Annotated in this window: 14 protein-coding genes and 1 CRISPR repeat array (1 of these 15 running past the window's edge); of the genes, 7 read left to right on the forward strand and 7 right to left on the reverse strand. The window is 52.9% G+C overall.

The genetic code is table 11. The features are described 5' to 3' along the window. Positions 1–17: 17 nt before the first annotated feature. The 4 genes from CRO05_RS09450 to CRO05_RS09460 all read right to left on the reverse strand — a co-directional run bounded on the left by CRO05_RS09450 (position 18) and on the right by CRO05_RS09460 (position 3,130). On the reverse strand, positions 18–545 hold the full coding sequence (locus tag CRO05_RS09450; protein WP_097066976.1) for a DUF1269 domain-containing protein: 528 nt from the start codon (positions 543–545) through the stop codon (positions 18–20). A 636-nt stretch (positions 546–1,181) separates the two neighbouring features. After that, positions 1,182–1,343, reverse strand: a complete 162-nt coding sequence (locus CRO05_RS15705; RefSeq protein ID WP_181319753.1) for a hypothetical protein — start codon at positions 1,341–1,343, stop codon at positions 1,182–1,184. After that, complete coding sequence (locus tag CRO05_RS09455) at positions 1,340–1,579, reverse strand: hypothetical protein (RefSeq protein WP_143860907.1); 240 nt, start codon at positions 1,577–1,579, stop codon at positions 1,340–1,342. Before CRO05_RS09455 ends, CRO05_RS15705 begins: the two co-directional genes overlap by 4 nt. Positions 1,580–1,723: 144 nt before the next feature. Next, entirely contained in the window at positions 1,724–3,130 is a 1,407-nt protein-coding gene (locus tag CRO05_RS09460; protein WP_097066978.1) for a carboxypeptidase-like regulatory domain-containing protein, read from the reverse strand. 540 nt (positions 3,131–3,670) lie between these two features. Here CRO05_RS09460 and hrpA point away from each other — a divergent pair. After that, positions 3,671–7,552 (forward strand): ATP-dependent RNA helicase HrpA, encoded by a 3,882-nt coding sequence (gene hrpA / locus CRO05_RS09465; protein ID WP_097066979.1) that lies wholly within the window; start codon positions 3,671–3,673, stop codon positions 7,550–7,552. Positions 7,553–7,689: 137 nt separating this feature from the next. Here hrpA and CRO05_RS09470 read toward each other — a convergent pair whose 3' ends face one another. The 3 genes from CRO05_RS09470 to CRO05_RS09480 all read right to left on the reverse strand — a co-directional run bounded on the left by CRO05_RS09470 (position 7,690) and on the right by CRO05_RS09480 (position 9,847). Next, positions 7,690–8,631 (reverse strand): D-hexose-6-phosphate mutarotase, encoded by a 942-nt coding sequence (locus tag CRO05_RS09470; protein WP_097066980.1) that lies wholly within the window; start codon positions 8,629–8,631, stop codon positions 7,690–7,692. Positions 8,632–8,795: 164 nt separating this feature from the next. After that, on the reverse strand, positions 8,796–9,233 hold the full coding sequence (locus CRO05_RS09475; protein WP_097066981.1) for a DUF3293 domain-containing protein: 438 nt from the start codon (positions 9,231–9,233) through the stop codon (positions 8,796–8,798). Between the two features lie 50 nt (positions 9,234–9,283). Further along, entirely contained in the window at positions 9,284–9,847 is a 564-nt protein-coding gene (locus CRO05_RS09480; protein ID WP_097066982.1) for a sugar O-acetyltransferase, read from the reverse strand. 257 nt (positions 9,848–10,104) lie between these two features. Here CRO05_RS09480 and cas1f point away from each other — a divergent pair, with 257 nt between their 5' ends. From cas1f to cas6f, 6 genes are read left to right on the forward strand one after another with little or no spacing between them, the layout of a single operon-like run. Beyond that, a complete protein-coding gene (cas1f, locus tag CRO05_RS09485; RefSeq protein ID WP_097066983.1) occupies positions 10,105–11,082 on the forward strand; it encodes a type I-F CRISPR-associated endonuclease Cas1f in 978 nt (325 codons plus the stop codon). Continuing rightward, complete coding sequence (cas3f, locus tag CRO05_RS09490; protein ID WP_097066984.1) at positions 11,079–14,354, forward strand: type I-F CRISPR-associated helicase Cas3f; 3,276 nt, start codon at positions 11,079–11,081, stop codon at positions 14,352–14,354. The genes cas1f and cas3f overlap by 4 nt, the downstream gene beginning before the upstream one ends. A 14-nt stretch (positions 14,355–14,368) precedes the next feature. After that, the gene (gene csy1, locus CRO05_RS09495; protein ID WP_097066985.1) at positions 14,369–15,727 is read left to right on the forward strand and encodes a type I-F CRISPR-associated protein Csy1; all 1,359 of its coding nucleotides are present in this window, start codon (positions 14,369–14,371) and stop codon (positions 15,725–15,727) included. After that, positions 15,720–16,745: a type I-F CRISPR-associated protein Csy2 gene (csy2, locus tag CRO05_RS09500; protein ID WP_097066986.1), complete on the forward strand. Its 1,026-nt coding sequence runs from the start codon at positions 15,720–15,722 to the stop codon at positions 16,743–16,745. Before csy1 ends, csy2 begins: the two co-directional genes overlap by 8 nt. Continuing rightward, the gene (csy3, locus tag CRO05_RS09505; protein ID WP_097066987.1) at positions 16,746–17,777 is read left to right on the forward strand and encodes a type I-F CRISPR-associated protein Csy3; all 1,032 of its coding nucleotides are present in this window, start codon (positions 16,746–16,748) and stop codon (positions 17,775–17,777) included. 3 nt (positions 17,778–17,780) lie between these two features. After that, positions 17,781–18,341, forward strand: a complete 561-nt coding sequence (cas6f, locus tag CRO05_RS09510) for a type I-F CRISPR-associated endoribonuclease Cas6/Csy4 (protein WP_097066988.1) — start codon at positions 17,781–17,783, stop codon at positions 18,339–18,341. Between the two features lie 128 nt (positions 18,342–18,469). After that, a CRISPR array of direct repeats spans positions 18,470–18,710; the repeat unit is 28 nt; unit sequence CTTCACTGCCGGTTAGGCAGCTCAGAAA; it runs 2,006 nt beyond the window's last position.

Genomic DNA, 18,710 nt, shown 5'->3' on the forward strand with positions numbered 1-18,710 from the left:
ATCGATTTCCCGACAAGTTACGGCTTTGCTGCCGCCGGTGAGCCCGCAAGCGCCTCCCGAAATCTCTTCTCCTGATCTGGCGATAGAGTTGTCCGCAGGACCTTGCCTTTAACATCAGAAAATTCAGCCAGAACCTCTTCTGGATCCACTTTTCGGGCAAGGATGAAAAGTGCCGATGAGTTGGGGGGAATCGTTTCGCTTAATGATTTGATGAAGTCATCATCGATACCATAATCGCCAAGAGAGCCGGAAAGCGCTCCCGCACCGGCGCCAAACATACTTCCTATCAAAAATCCAGCAGTCGGATTCAGGAACAGCAATCCAACGAAGGCGCCCAGGAGACCCCCGGAAAGCAATCCGGAAGACGCGTTAAGTGCGGTAAGATTGATGCTCTGCTTGAGGTGAACCTCGCCTGACTCGTCGCGAACGACAACAACGGCATCCTCAAGATCTATCAGATGTTGTCTTTTTAGGGCTCTGAGCCTCCATAAAACCTCATCGGCTTTCAAGGGATTTTCAAAACCTATCACTACCAGATCAGACATGTTTCTCTCCTGTCAAAAGATGAGGCACATCAGCATATCACGGTTATCCTGGCAAGCAGCGGAAGCGCAGGTGTTGTGCTGTATGGGTCAACTGCGAGATCAATGCGTCTCGGGCCTCGGCTGCTGCTCCTGTCTCTATCTGCCTGTACCAATATCGCTGGGTATAAAAGGCAGACCGGGCAAACTTCGGGGTAAAGTAGCCCGACTGCAGCGTGCCAGCCTGTACTTGGGCTTATGCGATAATGCCCATTTGATTGTTGGGTCGTTCGATTGGAGGTACAGGCTGTTGATCAGGCGCTGGGGTTTGGGCGCATGACAGGGACAGAAAGATCCGGAGCTATTAAATCGTACAGCAAGATATGATCGTTCCGATTGGCCTAAACAAAATTGGATTTTTGTACTTGACTTTATTCTTGACGGTTATATCATATAAACGCTGTATAAGTGATACCCTCCTTTGTAAGTGGAAACTTGAAACCCGAAGCCGGTTCGTCCGTTTTCGGGTTTTTTTATGCTTGCAGAAAATTGATCCGGGAGCACGATATCGCCTGGGCTCCAGGCCAGGTTCGTGGCCCGCGCGCCGAGAACCTGGCACAAAGCCCGAATATATCGGTCATTCCCACGCTTTAAATCTTCTTATTTGCGATGCCCGAGCACTAGCCCTGCTATTTCCACACAAAGACCGAGGGCGAAAATAACTGCGCCGATCCAGATATTTTCGGGCGCGAAAAACATCAGTATGCCGCCCAGTACGAGCAGCGAAATGGATAACACTCGTTTAGTGCGAGTTCTGATCATGATGCGTGGAAGCACTTCGCGAACAAGACAATATAAATATAGACCTCAACCTGCAAAATACCAGTCCAGTGGATCGCCCTGCGATTGTGCCAATCAAATCTGCCGAAAAGTATTTTCAATATTGCGTCATATAACAGGTCGCCAAAAAGCACGGTGGAGGGAGGCGGCAAGGCGAGTTTGATCTCTTTCGACTGCTTACCCATGGAAGGACGGCGGGACTCTTCGGGTTGCGGCAAAAGCGCCGCTCAATGTACTGCGCCCCTAGGATTTATTTGTCGTAAAGTTCGCAGACGAGGTCAGTTGTGCGCTTATGCGGGCTCGATTTTGCGGCTCAGTTGTCAATAAGCGATAATCATCGAAGGATTTATTGATAGGTCTCGTTACTTGACCTTCCTGTCCAGCTCAACGACCGGCGAATCGGCCAGGGACAGAAGCCGTTCAATAACCTTATCAATTTGCCCGGCCAGCGGCGCCGGGGCAACGTTATGCGCTAGCGAGACCCGAAGTGCTTCATATAAACCCGACGGCTTCTCGGCCAGTAAACGGCGCAGGTTTGCCGGTAGTCCCTGACGAAAAAGGCCGTAGGCTACTCCGGGTTCCAATCCGTATTGAAACGACCATTGCGCGTCCACGCGCAAGTGATTGAGGTGTTCAAGCGGAATGTTTGTTTTGCCGTTGAGAAAACTTAAATCCTCATCAGTCAATTCGTGAATTGGTTCTCCCACGATGAATGGTTTCAGCGCGGTAAGATACTGCTCATATTCTGATGGACCAGGAAATTTCCTGGACTCGATCTCCACATCAATGGCCTGCTGTAGCGACGCATCGAACACAATATCGGAAACGGCGATTTCCTCCTCTTCCTCTCCCTGCCGGAAAACGCGCATGACCAGGTCAGCTTGCGCCTTTTTTGCCTGGAATTGCCCCACGCTATAGGTAATTTCATAAAATCCTTCAGCATCCGCGACCGTGTTTCCCAGTAGTGCCTCTGCCCGCATATCACGGTCGAAAGCGCGCACGACGACATCCGGAAGCGGGGTACCATCGGCGTAACGGATTATGCCTCGGACGATACATAATCCTTCTGCTGTCATGTCCAGGAATTCCTGAATTGCGGCTGAGGATTTTTTGGTTTCAGCCACAACGTTACCTTCCGCATCAAACACGCGAACGAGTAAATCGGGGCCTTTTCGTCCGTTTGACCGCCAGGCGTAGTCGATTCGATAAGATCCGTCAGCTTGAAGAGTAGCTGTACTCCCGCAGAGTACGAGACCATTCCCGGAGAGCGAATCAAAGGCGCGGACGGTAAAACCGCGAGCGCTGAGAGGGGTGCCGTCGTCCTGGCTGACCTGCCCGCTGACCGTGTAAATGCGCGTCTGAGGAGTATCGGGCGTGATAGTCACGGCTGCGATGGTGTCGAGCTGGTTTCTTATTGCTTCAGCCTGTCCCGGTGTCAAGTGCTCGAGGGTAAAACCGCGTTCCCAAAAGATTCGGGCGAAGTCGTCCTGTCGGCCGGGAATGGGTATTACCAGCCCGAACAAGGCGCGAAGCTCGCCACCGATAATGATGACGCGGACCGAATTGTCCGAGATGACACATTTGGAATAATTCGGACCTGCCAGCGCTGTTTTCAGTTTTTCTATGTCGCTTGTATCCAGCCTTTCCAGCAATATGCCGTCGGCCAGTATGTGCTGACGCAGGTTTTTTATACCCTTAATGATGTTCAGCAGTTTTGTGAGAATGGCGAATTTTTTGTCCGGATGACTAAATTGAATCGTGGCTCGCATCTTGCATTTTCCTTTCTTATTGTCCGGATAAATCGCGAATTCTTCAGACGGATAGTCGCCTTATTCGGAAACGGGCAGCGGGTCTCGTGCTGTAACCGATCTTTTCATCTTCTTCTGCCTGGGCAAATTGAAAGCAATCGAGCATCAAGCAACTATGGAATAACTTGCCGTGTAATGATCAAGCTGGGGGAAAATCAAGTTCTGCAATCGTACCTTATCTACAGCGGTTCATGTGGTCTACACGAGAGTCCACGGCTTGCATCACAGTCCTTACTTAAGTCGAATGGTTGGACTTTGTGACTCCTGTTTCTTGATGGGGCCCTGATCTGCTCTTGTGAAGCGTATCACCTTATGCTTGGAATCTCTTTGACCCGAGCCTTGCATTCCCGCTCCACGTTCGTGTTATTTATTAAACATAGCTGATGAGTATGAGAAATCAAGAATAAATTATCGCCTCGGGTGTTTTATACATTTCCATCCTGTGCTTTTTTTCCAGTCGTTCTCCTGCGTTAGAATAGCAATCCTTTGTTACACCGCCTGATGAGAAAATCTTCTGCCATTTCCGTTGCCGACGCCGCCTCGCGCCTCGCCAATCTGCCAAAACCCGTTTATCCCGAAGACCTGCCTGTAGTTGGACGGCGTGAAGAGATAGCACGCGCGATAAGGGAGAATCAGGTAGTAATCGTCTGCGGCGAGACCGGCTCGGGCAAGACGACGCAGTTGCCGAAAATCTGCCTCGAGCTCGGTCGCGGGGTGGCGGGAATGATCGGGCACACGCAGCCACGGCGCATTGCTGCGCGCACGGTGGCGGCGCGAATTGCTTCTGAACTCAAAAGTCCGCTGGGGCACGCGGTGGGCTACAAGGTGCGCTTTTCGGACAAGGTGGGCTCGGAAACGTATGTCAAGCTCATGACCGACGGCATGCTGCTGGCGGAAACACAGGGCGACCCTTCTCTCCTTGCCTACGATACGATCATTATCGACGAGGCGCACGAGCGCAGCCTCAATATCGACTTTCTGCTGGGCTATCTCAAACAGTTGCTGCCCCGGCGGCCAGACCTGAAGCTTATCGTCACTTCCGCCACCATCAATGCGCAGCGCTTTTCAGCGCATTTCAATAATGCGACGATTATCGAGGTATCCGGCCGGATGTATCCGGTGGAAGTGCGTTATCGCCCTTTCGGCCCCAGCCAGAATAAAACCGAAGATGAAGAAAAAGAAGAAGAAGGCGGCCTCGAACAGGCCATCGTCGACGCGCTGGACGAAACGACCCGCTCCGGCATGGGAGACATACTGATTTTTCTTCCGGGCGAGCGGGAAATTCGGGAAACCGCCGAGGCGCTGCGCAAGCATGCGTTTAACCGGCTCGGACTCGGTGCCCAGGGAGGCGGCAGTGCGGAGATTCTGCCGTTGTTCGCACGCTTGTCGTACGCGGAGCAGGAGCGCGTATTCAAACCCGACAGCAACGTGAGGCGCATCGTGCTCGCTACCAATGTGGCCGAAACGTCGCTTACGGTTCCCGGCATACGCTATGTCATCGATACGGGATTGGCCCGGCTCAATCGTTACAGCTACCGCAACAAGGTGGAACAGCTGCAGGTGGAAAAAATCTCGCGCGCTTCGGCCAATCAGCGGGCTGGCCGTTGCGGGCGAGTGATGAGCGGCATCTGTATACGGCTCTATTCGGAAGAGGAATATCTTGCCAGACCGGAGTTCACCGACCCCGAGATTCTACGTTCATCGCTGGCAGCCGTGATTCTGCGTATGAAATCACTGAAGATCGGCGAGGTGGAAAATTTCCCCTTCCTCGAGCCGCCTCCCACGCGGATGATCGCGGATGGCTACCAACTGCTGGCCGAACTCGGCGCAGTTGACGACAGCAATATGCTGACAAGCATAGGCTGGCGGCTGGCGAAGTTTCCGATCGATCCGAAAATTGCACGCATGATTCTGGCTGCCAAAGAGGAGAACTGCCTGAGTGAGGTGCTCATCATTACTGCCGCTCTCAGCGTGCAAGACCCACGCGACCGGCCATTCGAGCGGCAGGAAGCGGCGGATCGGGCGCATCAGCGTTTTCAGGACGAACGCTCCGACTTTCTCGGCTATCTCAGGCTGTGGGAGTTCTTCGATGAACAATTGAAACATAAGAAATCCAATCGCAAGCTCATGGCGCAGTGCCAGGAAAACTTTTTGTCCCACCGGAGAATGCGCGAGTGGCGTGAGGTTCATGGTCAGTTGCATACATTGGTGGCGGAACTAGGGTTGAGGCCTAATCAGATTCCCGCCAGTTATGATGAAATTCACCGGGCACTTCTTGCGGGGCTGCTGGGCAACATCGGCTTCAAGGCCGAGGAGACCGGTGAATATCTGGGAGCACGGGGAATCAAGTTCTCCATTTTTCCCGGCTCCGTACTAAAAAAAGCCAAATCCAAATGGGTAATGGTCGCTGAGCTGGCAGAGACCACAAAGCTCTACGGACGGTGCGCAGCCAGAATCGACCCGCTTTGGGTGGAGAAAATTGCGGACCGGCTATGCAAGAAGCATTACTTCGATCCGCATTGGGAGAAGAAGACGGCGCAGGTCTCGGCATTCGAGCGGGTAACCCTGTACGGCATTACTGTTGTGCCAAAGCGGCGGGTTTATTACGGCAACATAAATCCGGCAGAGGCACGTGAAATTTTTATCCGCTCAGCACTCGTGGCGGGCGAATATATTACTCAAGCGCCGTTTTTCGAGCATAACCGCAAACTGATCGCCGACGTCGCAGCGCTGGAACACAAGACGCGCCGGCCGGATGTGCTGGTGGACGACACGGAAATTTTTGCGTTTTACGATGCCATTATTCCTGACGGAACAGGCAACGGCGCAGCGTTCGAAAAATGGCGGAGGCAAGCGGAACGGGAAAACCCGCGACTGCTCTTTCTCTCCAGGGAATACCTGATGCGTCACGAGGCCAACAGCGTCACGGAAGAGCGATATCCTGACAGCATGACGGTGGACGGCGTCCGGTTGCCGCTTACTTATCGATTCGACCCGGGACACGTATTGGATGGCGTCACCGTTACCGTGGTGCTGCCGCTGCTCAACAAGCTGAATACAGCGCGATTCGACAACCTCGTTCCGGGATTGGCCCGTGAAAAGGTGACCTGGTACCTGAAAGCGCTCCCCAAACAGATCCGTCGTCATATTGTGCCAATACCGGAATTTGTAACGCGGTTTCTGGAAAGTCAGGAGCCGGGAGTGGCAGTACCTCAGTCCCCGCCCTTGCCGCTAACTGAGGCATTAGGGGATTTTATCAGGGCCAAAACCGGCATCGGCGTCACACAGGATGCGTTGCGCCACGAGAGACCGCCGTCCCACCTGCTGATGAATTACAAGATCGTGGACGATGCGGGGCAGGAGTTGGCGATGAGCCGCGATCTCACGCAACTGAAGGCGCAGCTTGGCCAGGCGGCACAGATGACATTCTCGCGCCAGGATTCGGGTGAACGCCTGCCAATCGAACACGACGACGTAAAACGCTGGGACTTTGGCGATCTGCCCGAAGAAATCGCTTTTACCCGTGCCGGCAAAAAACTGACCGGCTACCCGGCACTCGTCAACCGGGAGGGAAAAGTGGCGATCCATTTGTTCGATACGCGCGAGGCGGCACAAGCGAGCATGCGCGGCGGCGTGCTGCAGTTGCTGCGTTTCGAGCTTAAGGAACAGATGAAGCAGCTGGAGAAGAATCTGTCAGGGCAAGGGCGCTACCAGAGTCCGGCCTTATTGCAATTACACACCCTTATCGGTGCGGAGGCGCTTCGCGAAGATATGCTGAACGCCATTGCCGACCGTGCCTTTATCGGCGATGATTCACTGCCGCATAGCGAAAAGGAATTCATTGCCCAGCGGCAGCGCGCGAGAGCGCGGCTCCCTGCCGTGGCTGAAGCGGTTATACGAATGGTGCAAAACATTGCGAACGAATGCCAAACGTTAATGGGCAGGTTGTCCGCAACGGGAGGAACTGGTGGAAGTGCGTTGGCGAAACCCGGCTCAGGTTCAGGCAAACTGAAAGGCGGCCTCGATGCCCAATTGCGCACTCAATTGAATAACCTGGTTTATCCGGGGTTTTTGAATGCTACCCCATGGGACCGGGTGCAACACCTGCCGCGGTATCTGAAAGGAATGATTCTTCGCCTGGACAAATATGCCGCCAGCCCGGAGCGCGACGCGCGCCACGGCGGCGTTATTGCCGGATTATGGAATCAGTATGAGCAACGGTTGGAAAAACATCGCAAGGCTGGTATCTGCGACCCCACCCTTGGCGAATTCCGGTGGCAGATCGAGGAACTGCGCATCTCGCTATTTGCTCAGGAGCTGAAAACGCCCTACCCTGTTTCCGCCAAACGCCTGCAGAAATTATGGGAGGAAGTCACCCCGTGAACCTCAATTCAGGCTTCAGCTCGGGTAGGATGGGTGAAGCGTAGCGCAACCCATCACGATTATGTATCTCATACTGATGACGAGTCGATAGGATTAACTTCATCAAGAGCAATTTTTACATGTTTCTGCTGAACCGGCTAAGCGGCAGGCGGGAATTCATTCAGCATTTCCGGAAAAGCCTGCTCTATGCGGTAGTTTGCCACCAGTCTGCATTCACCATAGGGGCTGACTTTCACTATATCCGAGCCGGCATTGGCAGTTTCGACGCAGACAAAGCGTTTGTAATCGTCGTCTTTCAAGTCGCTCATTTCCGCGGAGATTGCTGACCACGGGTTCCACACCACAGCGGTTTTGCTGCCTCTGGATGCGATTTTGATCCGACGGCCAAAGGCAGCGTCATTAATTATCAATTCACCTTCGATGCCCCGATAGATACGGTCGACCTCTGTGCCAATTGTTACCGCACCCGTCTGAAATTTTAGAAGGCCGTTGTCGGCTTTATCGATATACTCAGCCCCATCCAGACCGGATATCGTTACCTGATCGATATGTCCGACTCTGAAATACGTATGCAGCGCCTGGGTTATGTGAAATACCTGTGCTGACGTATTGCGGGTGATCAATTCCAGATTCAGTGACTCGCCGACCGTAATTACAAGTGAAAGGCTGAATGCGTGGGGCCAGATAGTCCTGGTTTCGGGAGTGTCTGTCAGGCCCAGCGTAACCCTGCTGTCGCCGTCCGTAATCGCTTCGGTCTTTATCACATTCCAGAAGCAGTTACGCACAAAACCGTGCGCAGGACGACCCAATCGTTCAAGGTCAGGTCCAAACCACGGCCAACAGATGGGGGTGCCGCCTTTGATGCCTTTGCCGGCCTGATAATATGCCGCTTCGCTAAGAAACATCAGATTATGTGGCTCATTGGCAGGCTGAAAAGACAGTACCTGGCCCCCATACACGGAAATCACGGCGCCGGCTTTGGCATTATCGATTTTGATGAACGGAAATCCTCCCGCGCCCTCGATGAATTTTATTTGCCCGGCTATTCCGTGATCGTTATTCAGTTGTTCGATGTCCATGGTTTTTATTTTTTCTGGGTTTGACCGGATAGACTGCATAGAAATGGCTGCGTAGAAACAACATCATAACAAACATACCCACATTTTGCTGCAAAAAACCTTTTTTTGCTCAATTGTCATTTAGCCTGCCAATGACGACATGCAAGCGATGCGCCAGGCATCAATTAGCGGAGCAAAATCAACTGGGGGATAGCGTCTGCGCCGACCCATACCACGGCGTTTTGGCCGAACTCTCTGCCGAGCGTACGCGACGTCTCAAGATCCAACCCAAGCACAAGGAAACTCTTCTCCGGCGGCCATGCTCCGGATGAGCCAATGCCCATGCCCTCGATGATCTGGTCCGGCCGAGCCACATAACGATCCAGCCTGTCGCGAAGATCCGCACAGGCTTTCATGTTCGCCTCGCGATTTTCCAGCGCCCCGAACGGATTGCAAGCAGTAATGAAAGCGGCGCATCGATGACCCGACTGGGCAAAAAGCCGCGATAGCGGCTCTGAATATTCACCGACGCGCAAGGTAATCCCATCCTCGCCAGTTCCCGCCCGATAATTGGTCGAGCGGTAAGCAGCGATGAGGTCCTCGGAAATTTCGGATTGCGGCAATCAGAACTCCAGTATTACAAGCCTTGCGGCTCCCATCTGTTCAATATCGGTCAACCAAGATTCCGTATCACCTTGCACGGGTTCCCCGCAGCCAGGACACTTGGGGGCAGGTCTCTGGTTACGACGCTTCCCGCTCCAATCGTTGTTCCTCGGCCAACTGTCACGCCTGGGTTGATGATAGCACCGCCACAAATCCAGACACTGTCCCCTATGGTAACTGGTATAGCCATTTCCAGCCCCTGATTACGTTCCTCCACCGCCAATGGATGCGTTGCCGTATAAATCTGGACATTAGGCCCGAGAAACACATTGTCGCCGATAATCACCGGTGCTCCGTCCAGGATTATGCAGTTATGGTTGGCGTAGAAATTATTACCGACGCTGACGTTATAACCATAATCGCAATAAAAAGGTGGCTCGATTTCAGGGTTGGAGCCTATCGCGCCAAATAACTCATTCAGAATAACGGCTCGTTTTTCAAGCTCGTCCGGGAGGGCATCGTTGAACATCTTTAACAGCCGTTTGGCCTGTCTTCTTTCCTCACGCAGCAGATCATCGCCAGGCCGGTATACTTGCCCGGTGATCATTTTGTGCTTTTCTGTCTCATGGGCCATCCTTCCCTCCATGACTCAAGTTGCCAGTAAAAATCACAAGTAAGTTTTTAATACTGCACAGCGCTCTATCGCATGATAAGCCCCTGGCTTCAACAGTATTTTCTTCCCGAGCTGTACTTTAGTCCAATGTTCAATCCAATCACAGTCCGTAAGATGCAGGATTTGCTTTACTGCTGAGTAAAGAACAAATCGGGAATGGCTCAAAGGCGAGTATTCACCCCTGTTGCTTCGACAATAACCTCTCCTGTTTAAAAAATATGGACGATATTTCTCCTTCCGACCTGAAGACCATTCTTCACTCCAAACGAGCCAATCTTTACTATCTTGAGCACTGCCGTGTGCTGGTCAAAGGCGGACGTGTGGAATACGTCACAGATGAGGGAAAGAGTGCGCTTTACTGGAACATTCCCATCGCCAACACTACCACCCTGATGCTCGGTACCGGCACCTCCATTACTCAGGCAGCAATGCGTGAATTAGCCAAGGCGGGAGTCATGGTCGGCTTTTGCGGCGGTGGTGGCACGCCTCTTTTCAGCGCTAACGAAATGGATGTCGAGGTCGCGTGGTTCGCGCCACAGAGCGAGTATCGCCCTACGGAATACCTCCAGGCGTGGGTTCGGTTCTGGTTTGACGACGGGCTCCGCCTGAAGGCAGCCAAGGCATTTCAGGCTGCTCGGCTTGAGCATATAGCGCTGCACTGGTGCAACAGCCGGCACTTTTCCGATAACGGTTTTCGTGTACCTCAAGAGCAACTATTGCCCGCTCTTATTGGCTCGAAGCAAATGCTCGATATAGCCCCAGATAATACTTCTGTGCTAACAGAAGAAGCGCGTCTCACCAAAAAACTGTTTAGGCTCGCTGCCAATGCAGTGGATTACGGCGACTTCGTACGAGCGAAGAAGGGATCGGCCACGGATCCTGCAAATCGCTTTCTGGATCACGGCAACTATTTGGCTTATGGCCTTGCCGCAACCGCCACATGGGTTCTTGGCCTGCCTCATGGTCTGGCTGTTCTCCATGGTAAAACCAGGCGAGGAGCCTTGGTGTTTGATGTTGCCGACCTCATCAAGGATGCAATTGTACTGCCCCAAGCTTTCATTTCAGCCGCACGTGGCGACGATGAGCAAGCATTTCGGCAAAGCTGCATAGAGAATTTTGCCCGGACCGAATCTCTGGATCTCATGATTGACACGCTCAAGGCGATTGCGCTGAACCTCGGAGCTGGCACTGCATGAACGTGATGCTGATATCACAATGCAGCAAAAAAGCACTTACGGAGACTCGGCGTATTCTTGACCAATTCGCCGAACGCAGGGGAGATCGTTCCTGGCAAACAGCCATTACGCAGCAGGGATTGCAAACATTGCATCGGCTGCTTCGGCAAACTGCCCGCAAAAACACGGCAGTTGCCTGTCATTGGATACGCAGCAAAGACCACAGTGAGCTGATCTGGGTCGTGGGGGATGCACGGCAATTTAATGCCCAAGGCGCCACACCCACCAATATGACGGCACGAGACGTGCTTCGGGCCGGCGATGAAAACGATTGGCACTCAGCCGAAGAAATACGGCTCTTTGCCAGCCTTGCCGCCCTCTTCCATGATTTTGGCAAGGCCAGCAATGCCTTTCAAAATAAACTGAAGCCGAGTGCGAGACCGACCGCCGACGCCTACCGGCATGAGTGGATTTCCCTACGTCTTTTCGAAGCGTTCGTCAGTTCCGATAAGGATGAGGAATGGTTGACCAGACTTGCTAGCTTGTCGAATGAACAAAATGATTCAAACAAGAACGCTTGGTCGCAACCCTTACGTGACGGCATTGACAAACGACTCTCCAGCCCGTTTGATAAACTCCCTCCTTTAGCACGGGCTGTGGGCTGGCTGATCGTTAGCCATCATCGAATACCAACGCCACCCAAAGACCTCAAACTGCGCACTGAGGCACTTAAACGCCTTCCGGAGGATATAGAGGCAGATTGGTGCGGTTCCCGCTCCAGCGCTGGTTTTGATGAGATCGAAGCATGCTGGCGTTTCGGGAAAGGTCTGCCTTTCAAAAGCCGTCATTGGCGAGCGCATGCCAGCAAAATCGCCCGCGCCATATTACAGCGGCCCGGCTTGTTGAACGGGACATGGCTCGATGACCCGTATGTCCTGCATTTATCCCGCTTGGCATTGATGCTTGCCGACCACTATTACTCGAGCGAACCCAGCCATGCTCGCTACGGCGATCCCGGTTTTGACCTATATGCCAACACCGACCGGCGTACCGGCGAACGCAAGCAACGGCTGGATGAGCACCTAATCGGGGTGGAAGTCAATGCTGGACGGATAATGGCTGCATTGCCCCGGATGGCGCGCCAGCTTCCCAGCATCGCTCGCCACAAGGGCTTCCGCCTGCGCAGCAAGGACACCCATTATCGCTGGCAAGACCGAGCTTTCGATGTAGCGGAAAGTTTGCAAGCCCGGTCCGTGACCCAGGGATTTTTTGGTGTGAATATGGCTTCCACCGGTTGTGGGAAAACGCTTGCCAACGGGCGAATTCTATACGCACTATCCGATCCCAACCTCGGCACGCGCTTTGTCATAGCGCTAGGGCTCCGAACCTTGACACTGCAGACTGGTGATGTCTATCGGGAGCGGCTCGGCCTTGGACCGGAGGACCTGGGTGTGTTAGTGGGCGGCGGCGCTGTTCGTGCTCTGCATGAACATCAACGCAAGGAGGAAGCGGAAGCTGCAATCCTTGCCCGGATAGGTGCCGAATCCAGCGCCAATCTCTTGCCGGAGCACAACTATGTCCATTTCGAAGGCAGCCTCGAAGATGGGCCGCTGAATCGCTGGTTACGGACCAGCCCAGGCGCATCCAGTTTATTGAATGCGCCGATTCTCGCCTGCACCATTGATCATTTGATGCCTGCCACCGAGGGAACCCGAGGCGGTCATCAAATATTACCGATGTTGCGACTGATGAGCTCTGATCTCGTGCTCGACGAGCCCGACGATTTCGGCAATGACGATCTGCCGGCCTTATGCCGTTTAGTTAATTGGGCGGGCATGCTGGGAAGCCGTGTACTACTCTCATCAGCCACACTTCCGCCCGCACTGATACAAGGTCTGTTTCTGGCCTACCTTGAAGGGCGCCGTCACTTTCAGCATAACCGTGGGGTCCCTGGCTACACCGCAAATATATGCTGCGCCTGGTTTGATGAATTTTCTTCAGAGGCCAGCGAACAGGCGGACGGGAACGGTTATTCACTAGCTCATCAGAGCTATGTAAAGAAACGCCTGACCAGATTAGCGGCAGCCACTGTACGACGCAGCGCCGAAATCAAACCTTTGCTTATCGCCTATGGGCAACAGCAAACTGCCGTTTGCGCGGAACTAGCTGCGTACCTTAAGGTGCAGCTGCATGCCTTGCACCATTCGCACAATACCACCGATCAGCAAACCGGTAAGCGGGCCAGCTTTGGTCTTATCCGCTTGGCCAACATCGATCCTTTGGTTGAGGTGGCACGTGCGCTATTTGCTTTAGGCGCTGAGGTAGACCACCACATCCACCTATGTGTATACCACTCACAACATCCTCTGCTTATTCGCTCAAGTATTGAGCGCCGTTTGGATAAATTGCTAAATCGAAAGCAGCCAGAAGCTATATTCCACGATATACAACTCCGCGAACGGTTGAATGGGGCTCTGGAAAATAATCATATCTTCGTTGTGCTGGCTACGGCCGTGGCTGAAGTAGGGCGGGATCACGACTACGATTGGGCCATTGTCGAGCCCTCCTCCATGCGTTCCATCATCCAATTGGCTGGGCGTATTCGCCGCCATAGACCGGAAGCATACGAGGTGCCCAATCTCTATCTGCTCGATACCAATATCAGACACCTGGTACATGGAAAGAACGAACTCGCGTTCATTCGTCCGGGGTTCGAAAGTAAATACTTTTCCTTGAAAAACCACCGATTGAGCGAACTGCTCACCCTGGATCAGCTAACAACCATCAATTCCTCGAGCCGCATACAAGAACGCGAAGCTATGCAGCCGGACAGTAATCTTGCCGATCTGGAACACGCGTGCTTGCACGACCTCATCCTTGGCGCTCCGACTGGCAAAGTGCAAGCTGCATTGCCAGCAAACTTATGGTGGACTACGCGCGCTTATTTCGCTGGTGAACTCCAGCAGCGTCAGCAATTTCGACACGATCCAGTTGGACGACAACGCTACGGTTTGCTGCCTGATGAAGACGGCGAGATTGGCTTCTACCGATTTGAACCGGACTGGCCGCCGACGCCCGTAGAGAACTTGCGGCATACCGTTGATCTTCAGCTTGGCCCTCGAATCGGCCACTGGGGTGCGACAGACTATGAAGAGGCGTTGAACGAGTTGGCCGACGGGCTCCAACTCGAGATCTCCGCGTGTGCAAAAAATTATGGCACCGTGGATTTACCAAAAGATGTGGAGCAAGGTTGGCTTTACCACCAGACACTAGGATTCAGCCGGTTTAGATAAAGGAGAACTATGTAATGCAACAGACGAGTGATTCGTTGTCAATACCCGCGCGCAGCCATCGGATTCGGGCCGAGATTCTGGAGTTCCTGCAAAAACGGCTCCAGCCAAAACTGGACGGTCTTCAGAAAAAACGCGCGAAACTTAAAGAGCACCAGATCGAGGAGATACGGAAGGTAGAGCTTGAGCGCGATAAGGAGATATTGCGTCACCAACCAGAAGAATGGATCGCAGATGCCGTCCGACGGGTCGCTCAGTTACAACAAGCCACCCATTCGCTGAAGTTTACTCATCCAAAAGCAGAGGGCTCTGCTCTGATTTTACAAGCAAATCCGATTGCCAACGATAACTACGTAGGGACGCATACGATTCGCGTAAATCTCGAGTTTGATGTTGTCGGCAATGCCGCTGCGCTGGATGTCTATACGTTCCTGCGCCTGAGCGTTGACGGGCAATCTCTGCTGGAACATGCCATCAGCCTTGACCCAGCTCTGGCTGCTGCGTTTTGTAGCGATGAGGAACGGGCAAAAAATTGGATGGCAGCTTTTGCAACTCTAGTACAACCCAAGGGTGAACTCTCATCCCATAAGCTGGCGAAGCAAATTTACTGGCCGGTGGGACAGAAAGGATATCATCTGCTGGCGCCGCTTTTTCCGACATCCCTATTGCATGACGTTTGGAAAATGATTGAAGATGATCGTTTTTCCGAAACGTCCAAGGCTGCCCGCGACGCATGCCGTGCGAAAGTAGCCTATCCCCATGGTTATCGAGAATACCCTGATTTGGCTGTACAAAACTTTGGTGGCACAAAGCCACAAAATATCAGCCTGCTCAACAGCAAACGGCGTGGCAAGAACTATTTGCTGCCTTCGCTTCCGCCAACGTGGCGCTCTAGCACGCTGCGACCACCTTTGCGCGTAAATAGTGTATTCGACCGCATATTTGGCAATAGGCCGCGTGTTCGAGAGTTGACCCGCATCTTCCGGGAATTTCTCGTCAGCGTCGTCGGCATTGATAGCAACATCCGTATTCGCAACAAGCGAGCTGAGCTGATAGGTTATATCCGCGACGAGTTGTTTCAATTTGCAGCGGAAATACATGAGTTGAAGGCGGGTTGGAGCCTTGACCCCGACAGCCGCTTGAATCCCGAAGAACAATGCTGGCTGGATCCCGGGCGGGCACGAGAAGATAAGGCATTTGCGGACTTGTGCCGTAAGGGTGATTGGCAGAACGCTATCTGCCAGCGCTTTGCAAATTGGCTGAACGCCCGTCTCAATACCGCTCAAACGCCGATGGGTCAGACAGAAGCCGCGCATTGGGCCGACATTCTGGATGAGGAATTGCAAATGATCCGTATGGAGCTTGATCATGGCTAAGCTGACAATCGATACTACCGCCCTTCTGCTTTTGCCGCGCTTGCGGATACAGAATGCAAATGCTATTTCGGGCCCACTCAGCTGGGGCTTCCCGTCACCGGCTGCTTTTACCGGATTTGTTCATGCCCTTGAGCGGAAATCGATAGAGCGCAATTTTTGCGACTTGTTCCAGGAAGGATTTGGCGGAATCGGCATCATTTGCCATCGCTTCGATCCTCAAGTATCTGAGCCATCCGGCCGGCGTAACAAAGTGTTCTGCCTGGCGCGTCATCCATTGGATAAAGATGGCGATACTGCAGCTTTTGTGGAAGAAGGCCGCGCCCACATGGAAATAAGCTTGGTTATTGCCGTAAGGGACTATCTGTCAGCCAGCAAGGGAAAATATTTTGCTGAGGATGTGCTTAGCACCGCTTATGGCATGCGTTTAGCTGGCGGAAGCCTGTTGCCACCCCAGAACCGTAGTCGGCAGCACGCCGCACAATGGTGGCCAGTTCCCGACGATTTGGAAGGTCAGGCCGAAGTGTTTCGCAAACTGCGCCGCCGTCTGTTGCCGGGATTTGCTCTCGTGCAACGGGAGGATCTGCTGATCGAACATCTGGCGGAAATGAGAGCTCGTCATCTAAATAGCGAAACCACGCCAAATACGCTGGACGCCCTGCTGGACTTGTCTCGGTTGAACATTGAACCTGGCTTGCCGAACTCTAGTTCACCGGGCGATGTTCAGTGGGGCATACGCAAGAGACCCGGTTGGTTGGTGCCTCTACCCGTCGGTTATGGCGCCCTATCGCCTGTCTATGCAGCGGGAGAGGTTAAAAATACGCGGGATGACACTACACCCTTCCGTTTTGTTGAAAGCCTCTATTCCCTTGGCGAGTGGGTTAGCCCCCACCGGCTTGAAAATCTAGAGCAACTGTTCTGGCACGCCGAATCTGAACCAGAAAATGGCATCTATCGCTGCATCAACCGTTATTCCGACTATCTCAACATCACCCGCAAGGGTACTCATAAGGAGAAATAAATGGTACTCAAAACCGCCTCTGTATTGGCATTCGAACGCAAGCTGGATCCTTCTGACGCGCTTTTTTCTTCCGGGTGCTGGAGCGATCGCGAAAATGGCGGCACTTGGCCTGCTGTTGGTGTCAGAGAGAAATCTGTACGCGGCACAATTTCAAACCGGCTCTCGACCAAAGATCAGGACCCGGCAAAGCTGGACGCTTCGATTCAATCGCCAAACCTTCAAACTGTCGATGTTGCTACCCTGCCCAACGATCAAGATACGTTGCGCGTTTGTTTCACCGTGCGCGTGCTGGACGGCGCAGGAATTCCGTCCGCCTGCAACAGTTCTGATTATCAAGCTAAATTGCAAACCGTCGTCCAGCAATACCTCAGTCAGCTTGGCTTCTCGGAACTAGCCCGTCGCTATGCCCACAATCTGGCCAACGGCCGCTTCCTATGGCGCAACCGAATCGGTGCGGAGCAAGTGGAAGTACGGATTAGTCATTTGATCCACGGGGAGGCAAGCCAGAGTTGGACTTTTGATAGCCACAATTTTTCACTCAGAAATTTTGACGAACCGTCGAACTCAGCATCATCGCTACAAGCACTGACACAAGTGATCGAACAGGGTCTTTCAGGGCAATCCTATGCGCTGTTGGAAGTGGTAGCGTACGCTCGAGTCGGTAACGGACAGGAAGTTTACCCCTCCCAGGAATTGATCCTGGACCGCGGGGATAAGAAAGGACAGAAGAGCAAGACGCTGTACTCAGTAGGATCAGTAGCAGCGATTCATAGCCAGAAGGTAGGCAACGCATTGCGCACCATCGACACGTGGTATCCCGTTGATGGTGAATCCCCGGTAGGTCCCATCGCGGTGGAACCATATGGCTCGGTCACAACGCAAGGAAAGGCATACCGCCAGCCTAGACAGAAAGCTGACTTCTACAATCTACTGGACAACTGGGTACTGAACGACCGTACGCCAAGCGATGGTAACCAGCATTTTGTAATGGCAACGCTCGTCCGCGGCGGCGTTTTTGGCGAGAAGGACTAATGAATGAACGCTTATCTCGAAATAAGCTTGTTCCCCGATCCGGATTTCTTGCCAACAACTCTAATGAATGCCCTCTTCAGCAAATTACATCGGGGATTGGTAACTTATGGTCAGCAGAATATTGGCGTGAGCTTCCCCGATTCAGGAAATAGCGCGACACTCGGGGCACGGCTACGTCTTCATGGAAAAGACAACGATCTTGCAAGATTGATGGAATTGGGTTGGATGACAGGGATGCGGGATCATGCGAGCGTGGGGGAAATTACCTTAGTACCCCCTCATGCGAAACATTGGGTAGTTCGGCGCGTCCAGGCCAAAAGCAACCCCGAGCGGGAACGGCGTCGATTAATATTGCGGAAAAATGTCAGCGCCGAGGTAGCGAGACAGGTTATACCCGACAGCACCGCCCGACGGCTACGCTTGCCCTACTTTGTCCTTACCAGCCAAAGCACTGGGCAACAGTTCCGCCTGTTTATAGAACATTTACCGCCTCAGGAACAAGCGGTTGAGGGCAAATTTGGCGCTTATGGACTAAGCTCGGTAGCGACCGTACCATGGTTCTGACCCTTTTTTTACCAGGGCCTTTAGGTTCTAAAAATCAAGCTGTTATCCATTCCTCTAAAATTTAGGAATCGCGATTAATTTTCGCATTTGCTCTTTAACAATTAATATATTAGCGAGTTTTTCTTGTACTTCACTGCCGGTTAGGCAGCTCAGAAAAGGGAGTCCAGGCGGATATGGCGACATTGAAACTTCACTGCCGGTTAGGCAGCTCAGAAAAGCGAGAACGCTGGAAAATATCAAACTCAAGTCTTCACTGCCGGTTAGGCAGCTCAGAAATCGATCACTTCCGGTGGCGCACCCATTGCCGCCTTCACTGCCGGTTAGGCAGCTCAGAAATTGCCTATCCCACCCCCTTAAAATATCATCATC

Source organism: Nitrosovibrio sp. Nv4 (assembly GCF_900215485.1).
Lineage (GTDB): Bacteria > Pseudomonadota > Gammaproteobacteria > Burkholderiales > Nitrosomonadaceae > Nitrosospira.